At 71.3% G+C, this 20,040-nt stretch carries 17 protein-coding genes; 12 read left to right on the top strand and 5 right to left on the bottom strand.

The features are described 5' to 3' along the window. Positions 1-85 precede the first annotated feature (85 nt). From gltB to ACM26Y_RS14025, 4 genes are read left to right on the top strand one after another with little or no spacing between them, the layout of a single operon-like run. Positions 86-4,567 carry a glutamate synthase large subunit gene (gltB, locus tag ACM26Y_RS14040; protein ID WP_416063675.1) on the top strand — a complete coding sequence of 1,494 codons (4,482 nt, stop codon included), beginning with the start codon at positions 86-88 and terminating at the stop codon, positions 4,565-4,567. Continuing rightward, positions 4,560-6,053, top strand: a complete 1,494-nt coding sequence (locus ACM26Y_RS14035) for a glutamate synthase subunit beta (protein WP_416061206.1) — start codon at positions 4,560-4,562, stop codon at positions 6,051-6,053. The genes gltB and ACM26Y_RS14035 overlap by 8 nt, the downstream gene beginning before the upstream one ends. Positions 6,054-6,099: 46 nt before the next feature. Next, complete coding sequence (locus ACM26Y_RS14030) at positions 6,100-6,561, top strand: SRPBCC family protein (RefSeq protein WP_416061205.1); 462 nt, start codon at positions 6,100-6,102, stop codon at positions 6,559-6,561. Between the two features lie 25 nt (positions 6,562-6,586). Continuing rightward, positions 6,587-6,724 carry a hypothetical protein gene (locus ACM26Y_RS14025; RefSeq protein WP_003935784.1) on the top strand — a complete coding sequence of 46 codons (138 nt, stop codon included), beginning with the start codon at positions 6,587-6,589 and terminating at the stop codon, positions 6,722-6,724. Between the two features lie 65 nt (positions 6,725-6,789). Here ACM26Y_RS14025 and ACM26Y_RS14020 read toward each other — a convergent pair whose 3' ends face one another. Next, a complete protein-coding gene (locus ACM26Y_RS14020; protein ID WP_416061204.1) occupies positions 6,790-7,590 on the bottom strand; it encodes a cytochrome P450 in 801 nt (266 codons plus the stop codon). Positions 7,591-7,717: 127 nt separating this feature from the next. Here ACM26Y_RS14020 and ACM26Y_RS14015 point away from each other — a divergent pair, with 127 nt between their 5' ends. After that, on the top strand, positions 7,718-8,587 hold the full coding sequence (locus ACM26Y_RS14015) for an IS5 family transposase (RefSeq protein WP_235431173.1): 870 nt from the start codon (positions 7,718-7,720) through the stop codon (positions 8,585-8,587). Here ACM26Y_RS14015 and ACM26Y_RS14010 read toward each other — a convergent pair. Together ACM26Y_RS14010 and ACM26Y_RS14005 are read right to left on the bottom strand one after the other, a co-directional pair. Then, on the bottom strand, positions 8,577-9,137 hold the full coding sequence (locus ACM26Y_RS14010; RefSeq protein WP_416061203.1) for a hypothetical protein: 561 nt from the start codon (positions 9,135-9,137) through the stop codon (positions 8,577-8,579). The two genes, ACM26Y_RS14015 and ACM26Y_RS14010, sit on opposite strands and share 11 nt — an antisense overlap. A gap of 92 nt (positions 9,138-9,229) precedes the next feature. Next, entirely contained in the window at positions 9,230-10,672 is a 1,443-nt protein-coding gene (locus ACM26Y_RS14005) for an alpha,alpha-trehalose-phosphate synthase (UDP-forming) (RefSeq protein ID WP_054374101.1), read from the bottom strand. Positions 10,673-11,111: 439 nt separating this feature from the next. Between ACM26Y_RS14005 and dps the strand changes: the two genes are divergently transcribed. Beyond that, complete coding sequence (dps, locus tag ACM26Y_RS14000; protein ID WP_003935781.1) at positions 11,112-11,651, top strand: DNA starvation/stationary phase protection protein Dps; 540 nt, start codon at positions 11,112-11,114, stop codon at positions 11,649-11,651. Positions 11,652-11,725: 74 nt separating this feature from the next. Here dps and ACM26Y_RS13995 read toward each other — a convergent pair whose 3' ends face one another. Further along, positions 11,726-12,139, bottom strand: coding sequence for a MerR family transcriptional regulator (locus ACM26Y_RS13995; protein ID WP_416061202.1), 414 nt, complete (start codon positions 12,137-12,139; stop codon positions 11,726-11,728). A gap of 292 nt (positions 12,140-12,431) precedes the next feature. Between ACM26Y_RS13995 and pyk the strand changes: the two genes are divergently transcribed. From pyk to ACM26Y_RS13980, 3 genes are all read left to right on the top strand, one after another. Next, complete coding sequence (gene pyk / locus ACM26Y_RS13990) at positions 12,432-13,853, top strand: pyruvate kinase (protein ID WP_003935779.1); 1,422 nt, start codon at positions 12,432-12,434, stop codon at positions 13,851-13,853. Beyond that, on the top strand, positions 13,850-14,722 hold the full coding sequence (locus ACM26Y_RS13985) for an acyl-CoA thioesterase II (RefSeq protein ID WP_416061201.1): 873 nt from the start codon (positions 13,850-13,852) through the stop codon (positions 14,720-14,722). The genes pyk and ACM26Y_RS13985 overlap by 4 nt, the downstream gene beginning before the upstream one ends. 63 nt (positions 14,723-14,785) lie before the next feature. Then, complete coding sequence (locus ACM26Y_RS13980; RefSeq protein WP_416061200.1) at positions 14,786-15,433, top strand: uridine kinase; 648 nt, start codon at positions 14,786-14,788, stop codon at positions 15,431-15,433. Between the two features lie 133 nt (positions 15,434-15,566). On the opposite strand, the gene ACM26Y_RS13975 is transcribed toward ACM26Y_RS13980, so the two are convergent. Further along, positions 15,567-16,049 (bottom strand): adenosine-specific kinase, encoded by a 483-nt coding sequence (locus ACM26Y_RS13975; RefSeq protein WP_003935776.1) that lies wholly within the window; start codon positions 16,047-16,049, stop codon positions 15,567-15,569. A 177-nt stretch (positions 16,050-16,226) separates the two neighbouring features. On the opposite strand from ACM26Y_RS13975, the gene acsA reads away from it, so the two are divergent. Genes acsA through ACM26Y_RS13960 form a run of 3 tightly spaced genes read left to right on the top strand, consistent with a single transcriptional unit; the run spans position 16,227 to position 20,037 of the window. Next, on the top strand, positions 16,227-18,056 hold the full coding sequence (acsA, locus tag ACM26Y_RS13970) for an acetate--CoA ligase (RefSeq protein WP_193788808.1): 1,830 nt from the start codon (positions 16,227-16,229) through the stop codon (positions 18,054-18,056). Continuing rightward, on the top strand, positions 18,053-19,066 hold the full coding sequence (gene pdhA, locus ACM26Y_RS13965; RefSeq protein WP_289379749.1) for a pyruvate dehydrogenase (acetyl-transferring) E1 component subunit alpha: 1,014 nt from the start codon (positions 18,053-18,055) through the stop codon (positions 19,064-19,066). Before acsA ends, pdhA begins: the two co-directional genes overlap by 4 nt. Beyond that, positions 19,063-20,037: an alpha-ketoacid dehydrogenase subunit beta gene (locus ACM26Y_RS13960; RefSeq protein ID WP_416061199.1), complete on the top strand. Its 975-nt coding sequence runs from the start codon at positions 19,063-19,065 to the stop codon at positions 20,035-20,037. The genes pdhA and ACM26Y_RS13960 overlap by 4 nt, the downstream gene beginning before the upstream one ends. The last annotated feature ends 3 nt before the right edge of the window (positions 20,038-20,040 follow it).

The raw sequence follows: 20,040 nt of genomic DNA, 5'->3' as shown, positions 1-20,040 counted from the left end.
CGACCCCGTCGGGGCCGCTCATCCGACGACGCGTGACGTCGCCCCACACCGGCGACGTGGAGGTGGACCGGTGCGGCATTCCGGGATGCCCGAGGCCCGCGGACTCTACGATCCCGCCCGCGAATCGGATTCCTGTGGCGTGGGCGCGGTCGTCGACCTGCGCGGCCGCAGCACACATCGCACCGTCGCCGACGCGCTCACCGCGTTGCGCAACCTCGGCCACCGTGGCGCCAGCGGCCGGGAACCCGCCAGCGGGGACGGCGCCGGCATCACCCTGGCCCTCCCCACCGCGCTCTTCGCCGCCGTCGCCGGCGTCGAGCTGCCGCCGCCCGGGGACTACGCCACCGGCCTGTGCTTTCTGCCGCGCGACCCACGCGCCCGGGCGACGGCGCGCGACCGGATCCACGCGCTCGCAGCCGAGGAGGACCTCGAGATCCTCGGCTGGCGTGAGGTTCCCGTCGACCCGGCGGGCCTCGGCCGCACCGCCGAGGCGTGCCGTCCTCACATCAGCCAGCTGTTCGTCGTCGCCGCAGGTACGGGCGGCGCCCGGCCCGCCGGGGTGGACCTCGACCGGCGGGTGTATCCGTTGCGGCGCCGCGCCGAGCACACCGGCGACGTCTACTTTCCGTCGCTGTCCGCCCGCACCGTCGTCTACAAGGGCATGCTCACCGCACAGCAACTGCCGGGGTTCTACCCCGACCTGCGCGATCGGCGCTGCGCCAGCGCGATCGCACTCGTGCACAGCCGCTTCTCCACCAACACCTTCCCGTCGTGGCGGCTCGCGCAGCCGTTCCGGTACAGCGCCCACAACGGCGAGATCAACACCATCCGCGGCAACCGCAACCGGATGCGCGCACGGGAGGGGCTCCTGCGCAGCGGACTGCTCCCCGGCGACCTGACCCGCCTGTTTCCGCTCTGCACCCCCGAGATGTCCGACTCCGCCACCCTCGACGAGGTTCTCGAACTGCTCCACCTCGCCGGGCGCTCGCTGCCGCACGCGGTGACCATGCTCGTCCCGCCCGCCTGGGAGAACGCGCCCGACCTCGATCCCCGGCGCCGTGCCTTCCACCGCTTCCACGCCGCACTGCTCGAACCGTGGGACGGGCCGGCGTGCCTGCCCTTCACCGACGGCCGGTTGTTCGGTGCCGTGCTCGACCGCAACGGGCTGCGGCCGGGCCGGTGGTGCCGCACCGTCGACGACCGGGTCCTGTTCGGCAGCGAGACCGGAATGCTCGACGTGCCACCGGAACACATCGTGCACAAGGCCCGGCTCGAGCCGGGCCGGATGCTCCTCGTCGACACCGACACCGGGCGCATCGTCCCGCCCGACGAACTGCTCGACACCCTCGCCGCTGCCGGCCCCTACGACCGGTGGCTGCGCGACGGGCAGATCGACCTGGCGGATCTGCCCCGTCCGGCGGGGCACCGCACCGCGGACCGCGACCCGGACCGCGACCACCGGCTGTTCGGCTATACCCGCGAGGACCTCGAGGTGCTGCTCGAACCGATGGCCGCGACCGGTGCGGAACCGCTCGGTTCGATGGGCGCCGACATCGCCCCCGCAGTGCTGTCGCCGCGCCCCCGGCTGCTCTACGACTACGTCGTCGAGCTGTTCGCCCAGGTCACCAACCCGCCGTTGGACGCCATCCGCGAACGCGTCGTCACCTCGATGCGGCGCATCGCCGGCCCGGAGGACAACCTGTTCGACGCGTCCGCGAAGTCGTGCCGGCAACTGGTACTTCCCGGTCCGGTGCTCGACTGCGACGAACTCGCCGCCGTCGCGGCGCTCGGCCCGGGCGGGCCGCGTCCGGGCCTCGCCTCGCGGGCCCTGCCCGCGCACTTCGCGGCCGGCGGCGACCCCGGCGAGGCCCTCGCCGCGGGACTCGCCGCTCTGCGCCGCGCCGCCGACGCCGCCCTCGACGACGGCCGCGGCATCCTGATCGTCACCGACCGCGGGTGCGGTCCGGACCGCGTTCCGATCCCGTCGCTGCTCGCCGTCTCCGCCGTGCACCACCACCTCGTCCGCACCCGGCGGCGCACCCGCGTCGCGCTGATCGCCGAATCCGGTGACGCGCGCGAGGTCCACCACGTGGCCGTACTCGTCGGGTTCGGCGCCGCGGCGGTCTGCCCGTACGTGGCCCTCGACACCGTGCGCGCACTCGCGGCCGCCGGGCGCATTCCCGGCACGGACCCGGCGGCGGCCGCGGCGAACTACCGTCGCGCCCTCGTCGGAGGTGTCCGCGAAGTGATGGCCAAACTCGGCATCTCGACCGTCGCCTCGTACACGGCGGCGCAGACGTTCGAGGCTGTCGGCCTCGCCCGGGAGGTCGTCGACGAGTACCTGCCCGGCACCGTCTCCCGCCTCGGCGGCGCCGGGCTCGCCGACCTGGCCCGCGACGCCCGTCGCCGGCACCGGCACGCCTTCGGGAACCGTTGTGCCGACACTCTTCTCGAAGCCGGCGGCGTATACCGGTACCGGCGCGACGGTGAACCCCACCTGTTCACCCCCGAGACGGTGTTCCTGCTGCAGCACGCGACCCGGACGGGACGGGCGGACGTCTACGCGCGCTACTGCGCCGAGGTCGACCGTCTCGCCGCCGCGGGCGCCACGCTGCGGGGACTGCTGCGCACCGTCGCCGCGGAGCCGATCCCCCTCGACGAGGTCGAGCCGGAGGAGGAGATCGTGCGCCGCTTCGCCACCGGGGCGATGAGCTACGGGTCGATCTCCGGGGAGGCACACGAGGCCCTCGCCGTCGCGATGAACCGGCTCGGTGGCCGCTCGAACTCGGGGGAGGGCGGGGAGGACCGCGACCGGCTCGGGGACCCGCTGCGGCGCAGCGCCGTCAAACAGGTCGCCAGCGGACGCTTCGGCGTCACCGCCGGCTATCTCGCCGACGCGACCGACCTCCAGATCAAGATGGCGCAGGGAGCGAAACCCGGTGAGGGCGGCCAGCTTCCCGGTCACAAGGTGTATCCGTGGATCGCCCGCACCCGGCATGCCACAACCGGCGTCGGCCTGATCTCCCCACCGCCGCACCACGACATCTACTCCATCGAGGACCTCGCCGAACTCGTCCACGACCTGCGGTGCGCCAACCCGCAGGCCCGCATCCATGTCAAACTGGTCAGCGGTGTCGGCGTCGGGATCGTCGCCGCCGGTGTCGCCAAGGCCCAGGCCGACGTGGTCCTGATCTCCGGCCACGACGGTGGCACCGGGGCCGCCCTGCTCACCGCCCTGCAGCACGCCGGCACCCCGTGGGAGATCGGGCTCGCCGAAACCCAGCAGACCCTCGTGCTGAGCGGTCTGCGCGACCGCATCACCGTGCAGTGCGACGGCGGTCTGCGCACCGGTCGGGACGTGCTGATCGCGGCACTGCTCGGCGCCGAGGAGTTCGGGTTCGCCACGGCGCCGCTGGTGGTCCTCGGCTGCATCCTCATGCGGGTGTGTCATCTCGATACGTGCCCCGTCGGGATCGCCACCCAGAATCCCGAGCTCCGGGAGAAGTTCACGGGCAGAGCAGAATTCGTGGAACAGTTCTTCCGGTTCGTCGCCGCGGACGTGCGCCGGCGACTCGCGGCGCTGGGCCTGGCCCGCCTCGACGACGCCGTCGGCCGGGTCGACCTGCTCGAACCCGACGCGGCGCTCACGCACTGGCGTCGCCGCGGCCTCGATCTCGCGCCGCTGTTCACCCCGCCGGCCGACGCCCTCGGTGCGCCCCCGCAGCGCCGCCGCACCCGTCCGGCCGCCGGACCACCCGACGCGCCGCTGGACCGGGACCTGATCGCCCGCGCGGGCCCCGCCCTCGACCACGACCGGCCCGTGCATCTGACCGGGACCGTCACCAACCGCGACCGCGCCGTCGGCACCCTGCTCGGCTGGACCGCCGGCCGACGACGCCCCGAGGGTCTGCCCGACGACACCGTCCGGATCGACCTGCACGGCAGCGCCGGACAGTCCCTCGGCGCCTTCCTTCCCGCCGGGATCACCCTCACCGTCACCGGCGACGCCAACGACTATGTCGCCAAGGGCCTGTCCGGCGGGCGCGTGGTGGTGCGCCCCGACACGTCCGCGCCGTTCGACCCGCACGAGCAGATCGTCGCCGGCAACACAGTCCTGTACGGGGCGACCTCCGGCGAGTTGTTCCTGCACGGGCGGGTGGGAGAGCGCTTCGCCGTGCGCAATTCCGGCGCCGATGCCGTGTGCGAGGGCACCGGCGACCATGCCTGCGAATACATGACCGGCGGCCGCGTCGTGATCCTCGGACCCACCGGCCGCAATCTGGCCGCCGGCATGACCGGCGGCCTGGCCTACGTCCTCGACCTCGACCCCGGCCGCGTCAACACCGACTCTGTGCAACTGCAACCGGTCGACCCCGCCGATCTCACTCAGGTGCGGGACCTGATCGCCCGCTACCGCGCACGCACCGGATCGGCAGTCGCCGGGCAGCTGCTCGCCGACTGGGCCGACAGCGCGGGGCGCTTCACCGCGGTGGTGCCCGAGGACCTGCTCCGGATCCGCGCGGCCGCTCGCGAACGACCCGCCCCGATCGGAGCCGACGGTGCCTGATCCCCGCGGATTCCTGCGCTACGACCGCTGCGACCCGCCGCGCCGGCCGGCCGGCGAACGCGTGCGCGACTGGGCCGAGGTGCACCGCGCGCAGTCCCCGGACGAGGAGCTCCGCACGATCCGGGAACAGGCCGCCCGCTGCATGGACTGCGGACTCCCGTTCTGCCACAGCGCCGGCACGGGCTGCCCGCTCGGCAACCTGATCCCCGAATGGAACGACCTGGTGCGCCGCGACCGCTGGGCCGAGGCCGCCGACCGGCTGCACGCCACCGACAACTTCCCCGAGTTCACCGGCCGGTTGTGCCCGGCGCCGTGCGAATCCGCCTGCGTGCTGGCCCGGGACGACCACGCCGCCGGTGTGACCGTCGAACGGATCGAGCGGGCGATCGCCGACCGGGCGTGGGCCGACGGCCGCGTGCCGCCGCGTCCCCCGGTCCGTCGCACCGGCAGACCCGTCGCTGTCGTCGGCTCCGGGCCGGCGGGTCTCGCCGCGGCCCAGCAACTCACCCGGGCCGGACACGCCGTGACCGTCCTCGAACGCGCCGACCGGCTGGGTGGCCTGCTGCGCTACGGCATCCCGGCGTTCAAGATGGACAAGGCCCTCGTCGACCGGCGCCTCGCGCAGATGCGCGCCGAGGGCACGGTGTTTCGCACCGGCACCGAGGCCGGGATCGATCCGGATGTCGCCGCTCTGCGGGCCGAATTCGACGCCGTGGTTCTCGCGGTCGGGGCCGGACGCGCCCGCGACCTGCCCGTTCCCGGACGCGAACTCGCCGGGGTGCATCCCGCGATGGAGTTCCTCGTCGCCGCCAACCACGAGTGCGCGGGCGACGGCCCCACTCCGATCAGCGCCGCCGGGCGGCACGTGGTGATCGTCGGTGGCGGGGACACCGGCACCGACTGCTTCGGCACCGCGCTGCGGCAGGGCGCGCGGTCCGTCACCCAGCTCGACTACCGGCCCCGCCCGCCCGGAGGCCGCGACGAGGACGTCACCCCGTGGCCGCTCGTGCCGTGGGTGCTGCGGACGGCACCGGCACACGAGGAGGGCGGGACCCGCCGGTTCGAGGTGACGGTGCAGCACTTCCTCGGGTCCGGCGGGCGGGTCCGGACGCTCGAACTGGCGGAGGTGGACGCGCGCCGCACCCCCCGCGGGGATACCTTCGAAATCCCTTGCGACCTCGCACTCCTCGCAGTCGGTTTCGAAGGAGTGCAGCGCGGACCACTCCTCGAGGCCTTCGGCCTGGTCCCCGGCGAGCGGGGCACCCTCGGTTGCGACGACCACTGGCAGACCGCGACCCCGGGGGTTTTCGTGTGCGGCGACGCTCACCGTGGTGCGTCGCTCGTGGTGTGGGCGATCGCCGAGGGGCGTGCGGCGGCGCACGGGGTGGACACCTTCCTGACGGGGGAGTCGGAGTTGCCGGTGCCGGTCCGTCCCGGCTCGTTGCACCTGGGCTTCCCGCGTTTTCCGCCCCGCCGGACGGGGTAGGCCCCACTGGTGAGCGACCGCGCCGGTCGCGGCAGGAAGGAACGTCATGAGCACGATCATCGAGTCGGTCGACGTCCACGTCCCGATCCGTACGGCCTACGACCAGTGGACACAGTTCGAGGAGTTTCCCCGCTTCATGGAGGGCGTCGAGCAGGTCCGTCAGATCGACGACACCCATACCCACTGGGTCGTCAAGGTCGCCGGTGGAACCCGGGAGTTCGACGCGACGATCACCGAGCAGCATCCCGACGAGCGGGTCGCGTGGAAATCCGATGCCGGTCCGGACCACGCCGGCGTGATCACCTTCCACCGGCTCGACGAGTCCACCACGCGGGTCACCGCTCAGATGGATGTCGACCCCGACGGAGTCGTGGAGAACGTCGCCGACAAACTCGGCCTGCTCGACCTGCGCATCAAGGGCGACATGCAGCGCTTCAAGGAGTTCATCGAGAAGCGCGGCGTCGCCGACGGCGGCTGGCGCGGCGACATCGATCGTCCCGGCTCGTGAGCGCAACCCCGATGGAGAGAAAGTCGTGACGGAGAAGAAGTCGAGGGACGAGGACGACGAGCCCAAGGGCGGCCGCCCCGGCCCGGTGGACGAGGGCAAGGACGGCGGCATGGCGACACGGGAGAACGCCCCGGAGATCGCGGAGAATTCCCCCGGCGACTGAGCGGGGAACCGGGAAGGGGCGGTGCGGCCCGGCCGCACCGCCCCTTCCCGGCGGCGTCCTGCCGGTCACCGGACGGCGAACTCCAGTCCGAAGTTGTTCAGGGTGGCCGGCAGCGGCCGCGCCGGATCCGGCTTCAGGCGGGAGGTCAGCGTGAACTCGGCGCCGGCGAGCAGGTGCGCGAGCAGGGTGCTCGTGACGAACAGGACGAGATTGCGGCCCGGGCACCCGGCCGGGCCGACACTGAACGGGACGAGCGCCGGATACCGGTCGGCCTCGCCGTCGACCCAGATCTCCGGCGCGAACCGGTTCGCGAACGGCAGTGTCTCGGAGTCCCGGTGGAATGCGGGTGCGAGCACGACGAAACCGGTCCCGGCCGGGATCGTGTAGCTGCCGCGCTCGTCGTTCCACGTCGTGTCGGCCGTCGAATCCCGGAGGATCGCAGGCGTGGTCGGCCACAGCCGCGTGGTGTCGAGGACACACCCGCGCAGGTACTCGAGTGGTGCGGGGGTGCCGAGGCCGGCGGCGGCGATGTCGCTGCGGGCCCGTGCCCGTTGTACAGGATGGGTGGCGAGTACTGCCAGGGTGCGGGCGGTGACCATGCCAGCGGCGTCGAAGGCGAACAGCCAGTGCGGGATCTGCCCCTGCGGATCGACCGCGGCCGGCTCGGCGATCTCACCGAGTGCACCGGCGAGGGTTCCGGCGGGAGCCTGCTCGACGTAACCGTGCAGCCGCTCGGTGAACCGGTCGCGCAGTCGATGGCGCACGGGATGGGCGTAGGCCCAGTTGCCGTCGGACCGCAACCGCCACAACTGATCGGTGAGGGTGTCGTCGTTGCGTGCCGCATCGCCGAGGACGAGCCGGCGCACCAGTCGCCACCAGGAGCGGGTGAACTCCGCGGCGCTCAGAGAGTGTTGTGGAACCCTGTGCGGACGCGGCGTGTCGGCCGTGGTATCCGAACGTGATCGATGATCGTCTCGGTACGTGTGTCCGTGTGTGTGCAAGCCCGCCTACGACTCGTCGCTGACCGATGCGCAGTGGGCGGTGATCGAACCGCTGCTGCCTCGACCGAGTCCGCGGCTCGGGGGCCGGCCGCCGGTGCACCCGCGCCGACTGGTCGTCGACACGATCTTGTACGTGCTGGCCACCGGCTGCGCCTGGCGGCTGGTCCCGCACGATCTGGCCCCGTGGAGCACCGCCTACCGGATCTTCGCCGCCTGGAGCGCGGACGGCACCTGGGCGCGCATCCACGACACCCTGCGAGATCGGTTGCGTGCCAACGACGGACGTGATCCGCAGCCATCGGCGGCGGTGCTGGACTCGCAGTCGGTGCGCAGCAGCGAGGGCGGCGAGCAGATCGGCTACGACGCCGGCAAACGCGTCCGGGGCCGCAAGCGTCATCTGCTGGTCGACACCCTCGGGTTGATGTTGGTCGGGCTGGTGCACTCGGCGTCGGTGCAGGACCGGGCCGGGGCCCGGCTGGTGCTGGCCGGGGCCCGGACCCGGTTCCCCGGCTTGGGGCTGGTGTGGGTCGACGGCGGGTACGTCAACTCGGTCGATGCGGGCCTGGTCGACTGGGCGGCCCGCACCGAGAATCTCGAGGTCGTGGTGGTACCTCGCAACGCGGACGTGAAAGGCTTCCAGGTGCTGCCCCGGCGGTGGGTGGTCGAGAGGACCTTCGGATGGTTGACGAGGTGTAGACGGTTGGCACGGGACTACGAACGCAAGACGGCACATGCCGAGGCCATGATCCAGGTCGCGATGATCAGGCTCATGGCGGCCCGCCTGGCCGGCGAAGACATCGAGCCCCGCGGTCCGATCGAAGCCGAAGCGGCACGCCGGCTAGCAGAGGACCTCACCGACTGACAGCGCGGGTTCCACAACACTCTCTCAGGCCCCCCTCCGCCCGGGCGCGGCGCAACAGTCCGTTCGCCTCCTCCTCGATGGTGTGCAGCATCGGTGTGGCGAGCCGGTGCAGGTCCCGATCGGTGTCGAGCGCCCTCTCGTTGACGGCGCGGCGCCTCTCCCGCAGCGGGGTGCGCGAGACCAGCACCCCGTGGGGCTGGAACGGACCGAGGGCAGCGCGCTTCTCGACCGTCGCGGCGGTGTAGGAGCCGGCGCCGGTTCTCAGCACGGCGTCGACGTCCGACGGCGAGAGCACCACCGCGAGCGTCCGCCCGGGCAGGGCGAAAGTGAGGGGAGCGTCGCCGTAGCGTTCGCGTAGGCGCGCGACGGTGGCGACGATGCGGGCGTCGGCCTGAGTTCGCTCGAGCAGACCCATCACCCTGCGACGGCGGGCGATGGCACCCGCGGCGACGAACGGCAGGCCGACCTCGGCGGCGAGCCGGGCGGTGTCGTCCGCCGAGGCCCGCCGGGCGCGCGACGAGGTCGGGCTCTGAACTACGGGGCCGGCCATCGGCGGTCTCCTCCGGGCGCGGGGTCACGGTCACGGGAGGGATCGCCGCCAAGCCGGATCGCTAAACGTGATCCGGCCGTGCCGGGCCCGGCTCAGGCGCTCGCCGCCGCCGCTTTGCCGGTGCCGCTGGCGCGCAGATCCGTGAGGAAGGCGTCGGCCCACCGGTCGACGTCGTGATGGAGCACCTGGGTGCGCAGCGACTGCATCCGGCGGGCCGCGGTTGCCGCATCCTCGGTGGCGGCGACGACGATAGCGCGTTTGACGGCATCGAGATCGTGTGGGTTGACCAGGTGGGCTCGGCGCAGTTCGCTTGCTGCTCCGGTGAACTCGCTGAGGACGAGCGCGCCGGTGCCGTCGGCCCGGCATGCGATGTACTCCTTGGCGACGAGGTTCATGCCGTCGCGTAGAGGCGTGACGAGCATGACGTCCGCGGCGCTGTACAGGGCCATGAGCTCGTCCCGGTCCACGGGCCGGTGCAGATAGTGCACCACCGGCCGGCCCAGCTGCCCGTATTCGCCGTTGAGGTGGCCCACCTTGCGTTCGATGTCCTCGCGCAGCTGCGCGTAGGCGGACACGCGCTCGCGGCTCGGGGTGGCAAGCTGCACCATGACGACCTTCTCGGGGTCGAGGGTGCCCTCGTCGAGCAGTTCGTGTAGTGCCTCGAGCCGGATGTCGATGCCCTTGGTGTAGTCGAGGCGGTCCACGCCGAGCAGCAGGATCTCGGGGTTGCCGAGTTCCTCGCGGACCTGCGCGGCCCGCTCCCGGATGTGCGGGGACTGCACGCGTTCCGCGAAGTGGGCCGAGTCGATCGAGATGGGGAAGGCGCCGACCTGCACGCGCCGGTCACCGACGTCGACGGCGCCCACACACGAGTCGAGGTCGGAGTGCGCGTGGGTGTGCAGCCCCAGCAGGCGCTGCGCCAGGAACAGGAAGTTGCGGGCGCCGCCGGGCAAGTGGAACCCCACCAGGTCGGCGCCGAGCAGACCCTCGACGACGGCGGTGCGCCACGGCAGCTGCAGGAACAGTTCCGTGGGCGGAAAGGGAATGTGCAGGAAGAACCCGATCTTCAGGTCGGGCCGCAACTCGCGCAGCATCTTCGGCACCAGCTGCAGCTGATAGTCGTGCACCCACACGGTGGCGCCCGGGGCGGCCGCATCGGCCGCGGCCGCCGCGAAGCGGCGGTTGACCGCGACGTAGGTCCGCCACCACGTCCGGTCGTAGACCGGCGCGACGATCGCGTCGTGGTACAGGGGCCACAGTGTCGCGTTCGAGAAGCCCTCGTAGTAGTCGGCCACTTCGCCTTCGGTGAGGGAGACGGGGTGCATCGTGATGCCGTCCTCGGTGAAGGGTTCGAACGCGACGTCGGCGGCGCCGGGCCAGCCCACCCAGGCGCCGTCGGCGGCACGCAGCACCGGTTCCAGGGCGGTGACGAGCCCGCCCGGGCTGCGGCGCCACCCGCCGCGTCCGTCGTCGGCCGATGGGTCGTAGTCGACGGGGAGCCGATTGGCCACCACCACCAGGTCCGCTGCGGTCATCGCGTCGCGCCTCCTTGCTCGACACCGGGGCCGGTCGCTCCGGCGATTGCTGTCGAACTCGTACTTATGACAAGTAGTTTTTTGTCTATCACTCGAAGCGGAGCGGGGAGGCACTTCGAGGCGCCCGCGGTTCCGCAGCGCACCGCCCCCACTCACGCACGGCAAATAATCTGTCTCGCAGAACAGAAATTTTGTCAAATGCTGCGTACAGTTCTGCTCGAGGTGGACGGCCCGCGCGCCGGTCGTGGCCGCCTCCTCGCGTGGAGACGCGTGCACGCCCTTTTCGCGTGGGGACGCGTGCACGCTACTGCTCGGCGGTTTCGCCGACCGCGGAACGGGGTAGCCCTCCGGCGAGTTACCCCGGCACCCACGTGCTGACCGGCGGGCCGGCAGACGGCCTGCGGAGGTACGTCACACGAGTCTGTAGGAGGAATCGAAGATGGCGAAGTTCACCGTCCCCGGCCTGAGCGACAGCGAGGGCGCCCGGGTGGCCGAAGTGCTGCAGAATCGTCTCAGTGCCTACAACGACCTGCACCTCACCCTCAAGCACGTGCACTGGAACGTCGTGGGGCCGAACTTCATCGGTGTGCACGAGATGATCGACCCGCAGGTCGAAGCGGTCCGCGGATTCGCCGACGATGTCGCCGAACGCATCGCGGCACTCGGATCCTCGCCGAAGGGAACCGCGGGCGCGATCGAGAAGGACCGTTCGTGGGACGACTACTCGGTGGGGCGGGACACCGCCCAGGCGCATCTCGCCGCGCTCGATCTGGTGTACGACGGCGTGATCGGGGACTGCCGCAAGGCGATCTCGGAGGTCGGGGAGATCGATCCGATCACCGAGGATCTGCTCATCGGGCAGACGCGGGATCTCGAGAAGTTCCAGTGGTTCGTCCGGGCCCATCTCGAGAACGCTTCCGGGACCCTGGCGCACGAGGGCGCGCGCACCGAGCAGCAGGCCGCGAACGAAGCCCGCTGAGCGGGGCGGCAGCGGCCGTGTCCTCGGCCGCTCGAAAGCGCACCGGTCGCCGGCGGGCGACCGGTGCGTCTGCGCTATGAGGTCGCTGTGCTGTCGTCGGTGCCCGCCCGTAGGCGCGCATTGTCCGACTCGAGACGTGCATTGGCGTCCTCGAGGCGAGCCTTGTCCGATTCGAGGCGCGCGTTGTGGGATTCGAGTTGCGCCGTATGGGACGCCAGTTCGGCATGATGCGACTCGAGGCGGAAGATCTGGGCGATACCGGCCAGATTGATGCCCTCCGACAGGAGTTCGCTGATCCGTCGCAGGCGCGCCACGTCCTCGTCGCTGTATCGGCGGGTGCCGCCCCGGGTGCGCGCCGGGCTGAGCAGTCCGCGACGCTCGTACAGCCGCATGGACTGCGGGTCGACCCCGGACAACTCGGATGCCACCGAGATGCCGTAGACGCCGCGGCGGGGGTCCGGCACCGGCTCCTTCCGCGTCTTCTCCATTCCAGGTTCCCTCGCTCGGTGTCCTCGCTGCCACGATCTCCGGTGGATCGGAATCTACCCGATCACCACAGGAAACCTGCAGTACCGGAGACAGCTGTCGGGGAGGGGGCGCCCGGGACCCCGAACTCCCGGCGCCGGCCGTTCCGGTACGAATTTCTCTTACATGTGACACAGATTTTATCGCCCGCCTGGCCCGCCGCCGACCGGCGGATCCGTGCCGCTCCTGCCGCCTGACCCCCGCGGATCGCCCGCCATGCTCCGTGGTCGTCACGCGGGTACTAGGCTCGACCGCGTGACCCGACGCACCAAGATCGTTTGCACCATGGGCCCGGCCACGGCAGACCCCGAGGTCCTGAGGGAACTCGTCGACGCCGGGATGGATGTGGCCCGCCTCAACTTCAGCCACGGCGCACACGCCGACCACGAGGCTCACTATCGCCGCGTGCGCGAGGCCTCCGATACCAGCGGGCATGCCGTCGGCATCCTCGCCGACCTGCAGGGCCCGAAGATTCGCCTCGGACGGTTCGCCGAGGGACCGACGGTGTGGAAGACCGGCGAGATCGTCCGCATCACCGTCGACGACGTCGAGGGCACGCACGACCGGGTCTCGACCACCTACGAGCAACTCGCCGAGGACGCGCGCCCCGGCGATCGCCTGCTCGTCGACGACGGCAAGGTCGGCCTGGTCGTCGAGCACGTCGAGGGTTCGGACGTGGTCTGCCGCGTGACCGAGGGGGGACCGGTCAGCAACAACAAGGGCGTGTCCCTGCCGGGGATGAACATCTCGGTTCCGGCGCTGTCGGAGAAGGACATCGAAGACCTCGAGTTCGCGATGCGCCTCGGCGTGGACTTCGTGGCGCTGTCGTTTGTTCGTTCCCCGGCCGACATCGAGCTCGTGCACGAGGTGATGGACCGGGTGGGACACCGCGTGCCGGTGATCGCCAAGCTCGAGAAGCCCGAGGCCATCGAGAATCTCGAGGCGGTCGTGCTGGCGTTCGATGCGGTGATGGTCGCGCGCGGTGACCTCGGCGTCGAGATGCCGCTCGAGGAGGTGCCCCTCGTGCAGAAGCGGGCGATCCAGATCGCCCGCGAGAACGCCAAGCCCGTCATCGTGGCCACGCAGATGCTCGAGTCGATGATCGAGAACTCCCGTCCGACCCGTGCCGAGGCCTCCGACGTCGCCAATGCGGTGCTCGACGGCGCGGACGCGGTGATGCTCTCCGGCGAGACGTCCGTCGGCAAGTACCCGGTCGAGACGGTGCGGACGATGGCCCGCATCATCGCGGCGGTCGAATCCGACCCCACCCGGGTCCCGGCGCTGACCCACGTGCCGCGGACCAAGCGCGGGGTGATCTCCTACGCGGCACGGGACATCGGCGAACGGCTCGAAGCCAAGGCGCTGGTGGCGTTCACCCAGTCCGGCGACACGGTACGGCGCCTGGCGCGACTGCACACCAGGCTGCCGCTGCTCGCGTTCACCCCGGTTCCGCACATCCGCAGCCAGCTGGCGCTGACCTGGGGCACCGAGACGTTCTCCGTCGAACCGGTCGACACCACCGACGTGATGGTGCAGCAGGTCGATGCGGCGCTGCTCTCCCTCGGCCGATACCAGCGCGGCGACCTCGTCGTCATCGTGGCCGGGTCCCCGCCCGGCCGGTCCGGGTCGACCAACCTGATCCACGTGCACCGGCTCGGGGAGAAGGACACCCATTGAGCCGTCGCACCGCGACCGATCTCGAGGTGCTCGTCGATCTGCTCGATCTCGCGCAGATCGACGAGGACCTCTACCGCGGAGAGCACCCGGTCCAGGTGGGTAGCCGCACGTTCGGCGGCCAGCTCGTCGCGCAGGCGCTGATCGCGGCCGGCCGCACGGTCGGCGACCGGCCCGTGCACGCGCTCAACGCTCACTTCATCCGCGGAGGCGACGTCAAGGCGCCGATCGAGTACCGGGTGGCCCGGCACCGCGACGGCCGGGACTTCGCGAACCGCATGGTTACCGCGTCCCAGAACGGCAAGGAGCTGTTCGTCATGCTCGTCGCCTTCCAGCGGTGGGGTAAGGGACTCGAGCATGCGGTGAGCGTTCCGGAGGTGCCCTACCCGGACGTGCTGCCGCCGCTCGGGGACCACCTGTCCGGGTTCGAGGATCATCTACCGCACTTCGTCAACGCCCTCAAACCGATCGACATGCGCTATGCCAACGATCCCGCGTGGATCCTCAAAGGCACCGGGGAACGGCTCTCGCACAATCGGGTGTGGATGCGTGCCGACGGCGCGTTGCCCGAGGACGGGCTCCTGCACGCCGCCACCCTGGCCTACAGCTCCGACACCACCGTGCTCGACTCGATCCTCACCACCCACGGGTTGTCCTGGGGGCTGGACCGCGTCGTCGCCGCGACCGTCAACCACTCCATGTGGTTCCACCGGCCGGTCCGGTTCGACGAATGGACGTTGTACGCCACCGAGTCGCCGGTCGCGGCGGGCTCGCGGGGGCTCGCGACGGGCCGCTACTTCACCCTCGACGGGGAACTCGTGGCGACGGTCGTGCAGGAGGGGCTGATCCGGCACTTTCCGCGCCGGGGGTGAGAAACCGGCCGGAGCCGAGGATCTTCGGGGGCCGCGACGACGGAGAGGCCGGAGACTGGAGCGATGACGGTGTTCACCCCGATCAGCCCCGAGGCCCTCGCCGACGTCGTTGCAGCACGCGCCGCCGGACACCGCGGCCGGGTGTGTGTCGCGATCTCCGCCGCCGACGCGGCCGCACCGCTGGATCTGGCCGAGGAGGTGGCCGCCCGCCTTCGCGTCGAGGGGCGGCCGGCGGCCGTGCTGTCACTGCACGACTTCGTGCGCCCGGCCTCGCTCCGGTTCGAGCACGGACGCACCGACCAGGAGAGCTACCGCGCGAACTGGTTCGACTACGGGGCGCTCGACCGCGAAGTGGTCCGGGCCCTGCGGGAGAACGGACGGTGGCTGCCGAAGCTGTGGGACGAGGCGGAGGACCGATCGGCACGCGCGCGGCGGATCGACGCTCCCGACGGTCAGGTGCTGACGATCGCCGGGCCAATGCTGCTCGGTCGGGGACTGGCCTTCGATGTCACGGTGCACCTCGCGATGTCGCAGGCCGCGTTGGATCGGCTGACGCCCGCCGAGGACCGCTGGACGATCCCGCCACTGCTCGAGCACGACGCCGCGACGGCCGCCGCAGACATCGTCGTGCGGTACGACCATCCGGACCGGCCGGCGGTGCACGCTGCCGGTGCGCTCAGCCGGGACCGGGGAGCCGGGCGGGGGCGATGAACGCGTGACCGAGCGGGCCCGGAGGTCGGACAGCCGGCGACCTCACACACGCGCCGCCTGATCGGGCCCGGACCGGCGACGAGCGGACTCTCCGCGCGCCGCGGCCCCTTGTCCCCGCCCCTTGTCCCCGCCGTCAGAGCTTGTAGCCGATCGTCCGCAGCAGGGCCTTGCGGTCGGCGACATCGGTGCTCGTCTCCACGCCCACGGGCGGGCTTCCGTCGATCACCCCGGCGATGCCCCGACCGAGATCGGTCTCGGCGACGATGATCTCGACCGGGTTGGCCGTGGCGCAGAAGATGCCGCAGACCTCCGGTACCTGCTTCAACGTGTTCAGGAAGTTCACCGGATACCCGTCCTCCACGAACACGAAGAACGAGTGCCCCGCGCCCACCGCCAGGGCGTTGCGCCGGGCCAACTCGACGAGCCGGTCGTCGTTGCCGGAGGAGCGCACGAGGCGGGGCCCGGAGGCCTCGCAGAACGCCACACCGAACCGCAGATGAGGACTCACCCCGGCCAACGCTTCGTGCAGGTCCTCGACGGTCTTGACGAAATGGGCCTGCCCGACGACGACGTTCATGTCGTCGGGCTTGTCGATCGCCACGACCTGCAACTCCACGGTCGCCTCCTCGGATGCCCTGCGGACCGACGGACGTCGACAGTCAGTGTGCCCGGCCGCGCCCCCCGGGGCAACGCCCCGACGGGCGGCGACGAACGACAGCGCCGCTGCGTCCGCACGCCCACGGTGCGGGGCGTGAGGACCAATGCCCCTATGCCGGGTCGTCCGGGGCGGCGCATGATCGGCTCGACGCGAACGGAGGGAGCGGCCGTGACGACCAGCAGCGACGCGGTGATCCGCAAGACGGCCGACGACCTGCGGGTTCCGCCGAACCTGTCGGACTACGAGACCACCTGTGCCCGCTTCACGTGGGAGGAGGCGGCAGCACAGGTGCCGGGCCCGCCCGGCGGGGGGTGCAACATCGCCTGGTCGGCGGTCGACCGGCACGCCGACGGCCCGCTACGTGACCGGCCGGCGCTCCGGTTCCTCGCACCGGGGGACGCAACCGGCCGCATCGAGGTCACGGAGTTGTCGTACCACGACCTCGCAGACCGGGTGCGTCGCTTCACCCGAGTCCTGCGCGACCTCGGGATCGGTAAGGGCGACCGGCTGTTCGTGTTCGCCGACCGGATCCCCGAGCTGTACATCGCCGTCCTCGGCGCCCTGCGCAACGGCACGGTCGTCACCCCGCTGTTCTCGGCCTTCGGTCCCGAACCCCTGGTCACCCGCCTCGAACTCGGCTCCGCGCAGGTCTTGGTGACCACGGAGGCGCTGTACCACCGGCGGGTCGCCGCGGTGCGCGACCGGGTGCCGACCCTCGAACACGTGCTGCTCGTCGGCGACGGCGGCGCCGCCACCGACGTGCCGGGCACCCTCGACCTGAGGGCACTGCTCGACGCCGCCGAGCCGGCCGCCGACCTCACCCCCACGACCGCCGACGACCCGTCGTTGCTGCACTTCACGAGCGGCACCACCGGCACCCCGAAGGGGGCGCTGCACGTGCACGGCGCCGTCGTCACGCACTACGCCACCGGTCGATACGCCCTCGACCTGCATCCCGACGACATCTACTGGTGCACCGCCGATCCGGGGTGGGTGACGGGCACGTCGTACGGCATCGTCGCGCCGCTGCTGCACGGCGTCACCTCGATCGTCGACGAGGCGGAGTTCGACGCCGAACGGTGGTACCGGATCCTGCAGGACCAACAGATCAGCGTCTGGTACACCGCTCCCACCGCGGTCCGGATGCTCATGCGCGCCGGGCCCGAGGTCGCGAGGCGCTACCGGTTCCCAAACCTGCGGTTCGTCGCCAGTGTCGGCGAGCCGCTGGCCCCGGACGCCGTGTGGTGGGGTACCGAGGTGCTCGGGCTGCCCATCCACGACAACTGGTGGCAGACCGAGACCGGCGGCATCATGATCGCCAACACGCCGGCGTTCGACATCAAGCCCGGCTCGATGGGCCGGCCGCTGCCCGGGGTCGACGCCCGGATCGTCCGCCGCGACGAGGACGGCACCGTGCACGAGGTCACCGACCCCGACACCGAGGGGGAACTGGCGCTGCGGGCGGGCTGGCCGTCGATGTTCCGTGGCTACCTGAACCAGGACGAGCGGTACCGCAAGTGCTTCGCCGACCATCTGTACCTCACCGGGGACCTCGCGCGCCGCGACACCGACGGGTATTTCTGGTTCGTCGGCCGCGCCGACGACGTCATCAAGTCCGCCGGTCATCTCATCGGACCGTTCGAGGTCGAGAGCGCACTCGCCGAGCACCCGGCCGTGCTCGAAGCCGCCGTGATCGGGGTGCCCGACGAGATCCTGGGCGAGAAGGTCAAGGCCTTCGTCGTCCTCGAACGCGGCGTCGCACCGGACGACGCGTTGCGCCGCAAGCTGATCGGGCATGCCCGCGTCCGGCTCGGTGCGGCCGTCGCCCCGAAGGAACTCACCTTCGTCGACTCGCTGCCGCACACCCGCAGCGGCAAGACGCTGCGCCGGCTGCTCAAGGCCCGCGAACTCGGCCTCGCCGAAGGCGACACGTCGACGCTCGAGACCCCGGAGGTGGCCGGATGACCAGCGGATCGATCGGCGGTCATGCCGCCGGATTCCCCTACGACCGTGAGTTCGCGCTCGGGCTGCTGGCCGACATGCTGCGCATCCGGCGGATGGAGGAGAAGGCCGCCGAACTCTACGGCGCCGGCAAGATCCGCGGATTCCTGCACCTGTACGTGGGGGAGGAGGCCGTGGCCGTCGGCGCCCTGCACGCACTCGATCGCGACGACAGCGTCGTCGGTACCTACCGTGAACACGGGCATGCCCTGATCCATGGGCTGTCCATGAACGCGATCATGGCGGAGATGTTCGGCAAGCAGGAAGGCTGCTCCCGGGGTCGCGGCGGTTCGATGCACTTGTTCGACGCCGCCACCCGCTTCTACGGCGGCAACGCGATCGTCGGTGGCGGCCTGCCGCTGGCGGTGGGCCTGGCGCTGGCCGACAAGATGCAGTCGGCCCCGAGGGTCACCGCCTGCTTCTTCGGCGAGGGGGCGATGGCTGAGGGCGCGTTCCACGAAGCGCTCAATCTCGCGGCCCTGTGGCAGCTGCCGGTCCTGTTCTGCTGCGAGAACAACCTGTACGCCATGGGCACCGCCCTGGCCCGGTCCGAATCGCAGACCGACCTGTGCGCGAAGGCCGCCGCGTTCGGCGTCCCCACCCTCCGGACCGACGGGATGGACGTGCTCGCCGTCCACGAGACGGCTCGCGCCGGGGTCTCCCACGTCCGCAGCACCGGCGGGCCGATGTTCGTCGAGTTCCAGACCTACCGATTCCGCGCCCATTCGATGTTCGACCCCGAGCTCTACCGGGACAAGGCCGAGGTCGAACGCTGGAAGGAACGCGGTCCCATCCACACGTTCTCGGCGCGGCTGAAGGCACTGAATCTGCTGACCGAGGAACAGTTCCTGCACCTCGACGCCCAGGCCACGGCCGAGGTCGACGCCGCCGTCGCCTTCGCCGAGGCCGGCACCTGGGAACCCGAGTCCGACCTGTTGCGCGACGTGACCACACCGGCCGGGGAGGCGCTGTGAAACTCAGCTATCGCGAAGCCCTGCGCGCCGCGCTGCACGACGCGCTCACCGCCGATCCGCGGGTGTTCCTGATGGGGGAGGACATCGGGCGGTACGGGGGCACGTATGCCGTGACCAAGGGCCTGCTCGACGAGTTCGGACCCCAACGCATCCGGGACACCCCCCTGTCGGAACTCGGATTCGTCGGCGCGGGCATCGGAGCGGCCCTCGGCGGGATGCGACCGGTCGTCGAGATCATGACCGTCAACTTCAGTCTGCTCGCCCTCGATCAGATCGTGAACACCGCCGCCGCGCTGCGCCACATGTCCGGCGGCCAGTTCTCCGTGCCGATCGTGATCCGCATGGCCACCGGTGCCGGACGGCAACTGGCCGCACAGCACTCGCACAGTCTCGAAGCGTGGTACGCGCACATTCCCGGCATCCGGGTCCTGGCCCCGGCCACCGTGCAGGACGCCCGCGGAATGCTCGCGCCCGCCCTCGCGGACCCGGACCCGGTCGTCGTGTTCGAGCACGCCCTGCTCTACAACACCACCGCCGACATCGACCCCGACGAACCGGTCGACATCGCGAGCGCACGGGTGCTGCGGCCTGGGGGCGACGTGACGCTCGTCGCCTACGGCGGCACCGTCGGCAAGGCCCTCGCCGCCGCGGAAACCCTCGCGGGTAGCGGCATCGAGGCCGAGGTCGTCGACCTTCGGGTGCTGCGTCCGCTCGACACCGCCACCGTCGTGGACTCCGTCCGCCGCACCCGCCGGGTGGTGGTCGTCGACGAGGGCTGGCGCAGCGTCGGCCTCGCCGCCGAAGTGACCACCCGGATCGTCGAGGAGGCGTTCTACGACCTCGACGCGCCCGTGGCCCGGGTGTGCAGCGAAGAGGTGCCGGTGCCCTACGCCCGGCACCTGGAACAGGCGGCGATCCCGCAACCGGAGAAGATCGTCGCCGCCGTGCTGGCGCTGACGGGCGAGAACTGAGGA

Source organism: Rhodococcus indonesiensis, assembly GCF_047782815.1.
GTDB lineage: Bacteria > Actinomycetota > Actinomycetes > Mycobacteriales > Mycobacteriaceae > Rhodococcus > Rhodococcus indonesiensis.
Note: the sequence above shows the minus strand (reverse complement) of the source record. Positions and strands in the feature narration are given on the sequence as shown.

What these genes read in the sequence shown, in the direction of transcription:
- gltB (WP_416063675.1), top strand. Translation starts at nt 86, where the DNA reads ATGCCCGAGGCCCGCGGACTCTACGATCCCGCCCGCGAATCGGATTCC.
- ACM26Y_RS14030 (WP_416061205.1), top strand. Translation starts at nt 6,100, where the DNA reads ATGAGCACGATCATCGAGTCGGTCGACGTCCACGTCCCGATCCGTACG.
- ACM26Y_RS14010 (WP_416061203.1), bottom strand. Translation starts at nt 9,137, where the DNA reads ATGGCCGGCCCCGTAGTTCAGAGCCCGACCTCGTCGCGCGCCCGGCGG.
- ACM26Y_RS14005 (WP_054374101.1), bottom strand. Translation starts at nt 10,672, where the DNA reads ATGACCGCAGCGGACCTGGTGGTGGTGGCCAATCGGCTCCCCGTCGAC.
- dps (WP_003935781.1), top strand. Translation starts at nt 11,112, where the DNA reads ATGGCGAAGTTCACCGTCCCCGGCCTGAGCGACAGCGAGGGCGCCCGG.
- ACM26Y_RS13995 (WP_416061202.1), bottom strand. Translation starts at nt 12,139, where the DNA reads ATGGAGAAGACGCGGAAGGAGCCGGTGCCGGACCCCCGCCGCGGCGTC.
- ACM26Y_RS13980 (WP_416061200.1), top strand. Translation starts at nt 14,786, where the DNA reads ATGACGGTGTTCACCCCGATCAGCCCCGAGGCCCTCGCCGACGTCGTT.
- acsA (WP_193788808.1), top strand. Translation starts at nt 16,227, where the DNA reads ATGATCGGCTCGACGCGAACGGAGGGAGCGGCCGTGACGACCAGCAGC.
- pdhA (WP_289379749.1), top strand. Translation starts at nt 18,053, where the DNA reads ATGACCAGCGGATCGATCGGCGGTCATGCCGCCGGATTCCCCTACGAC.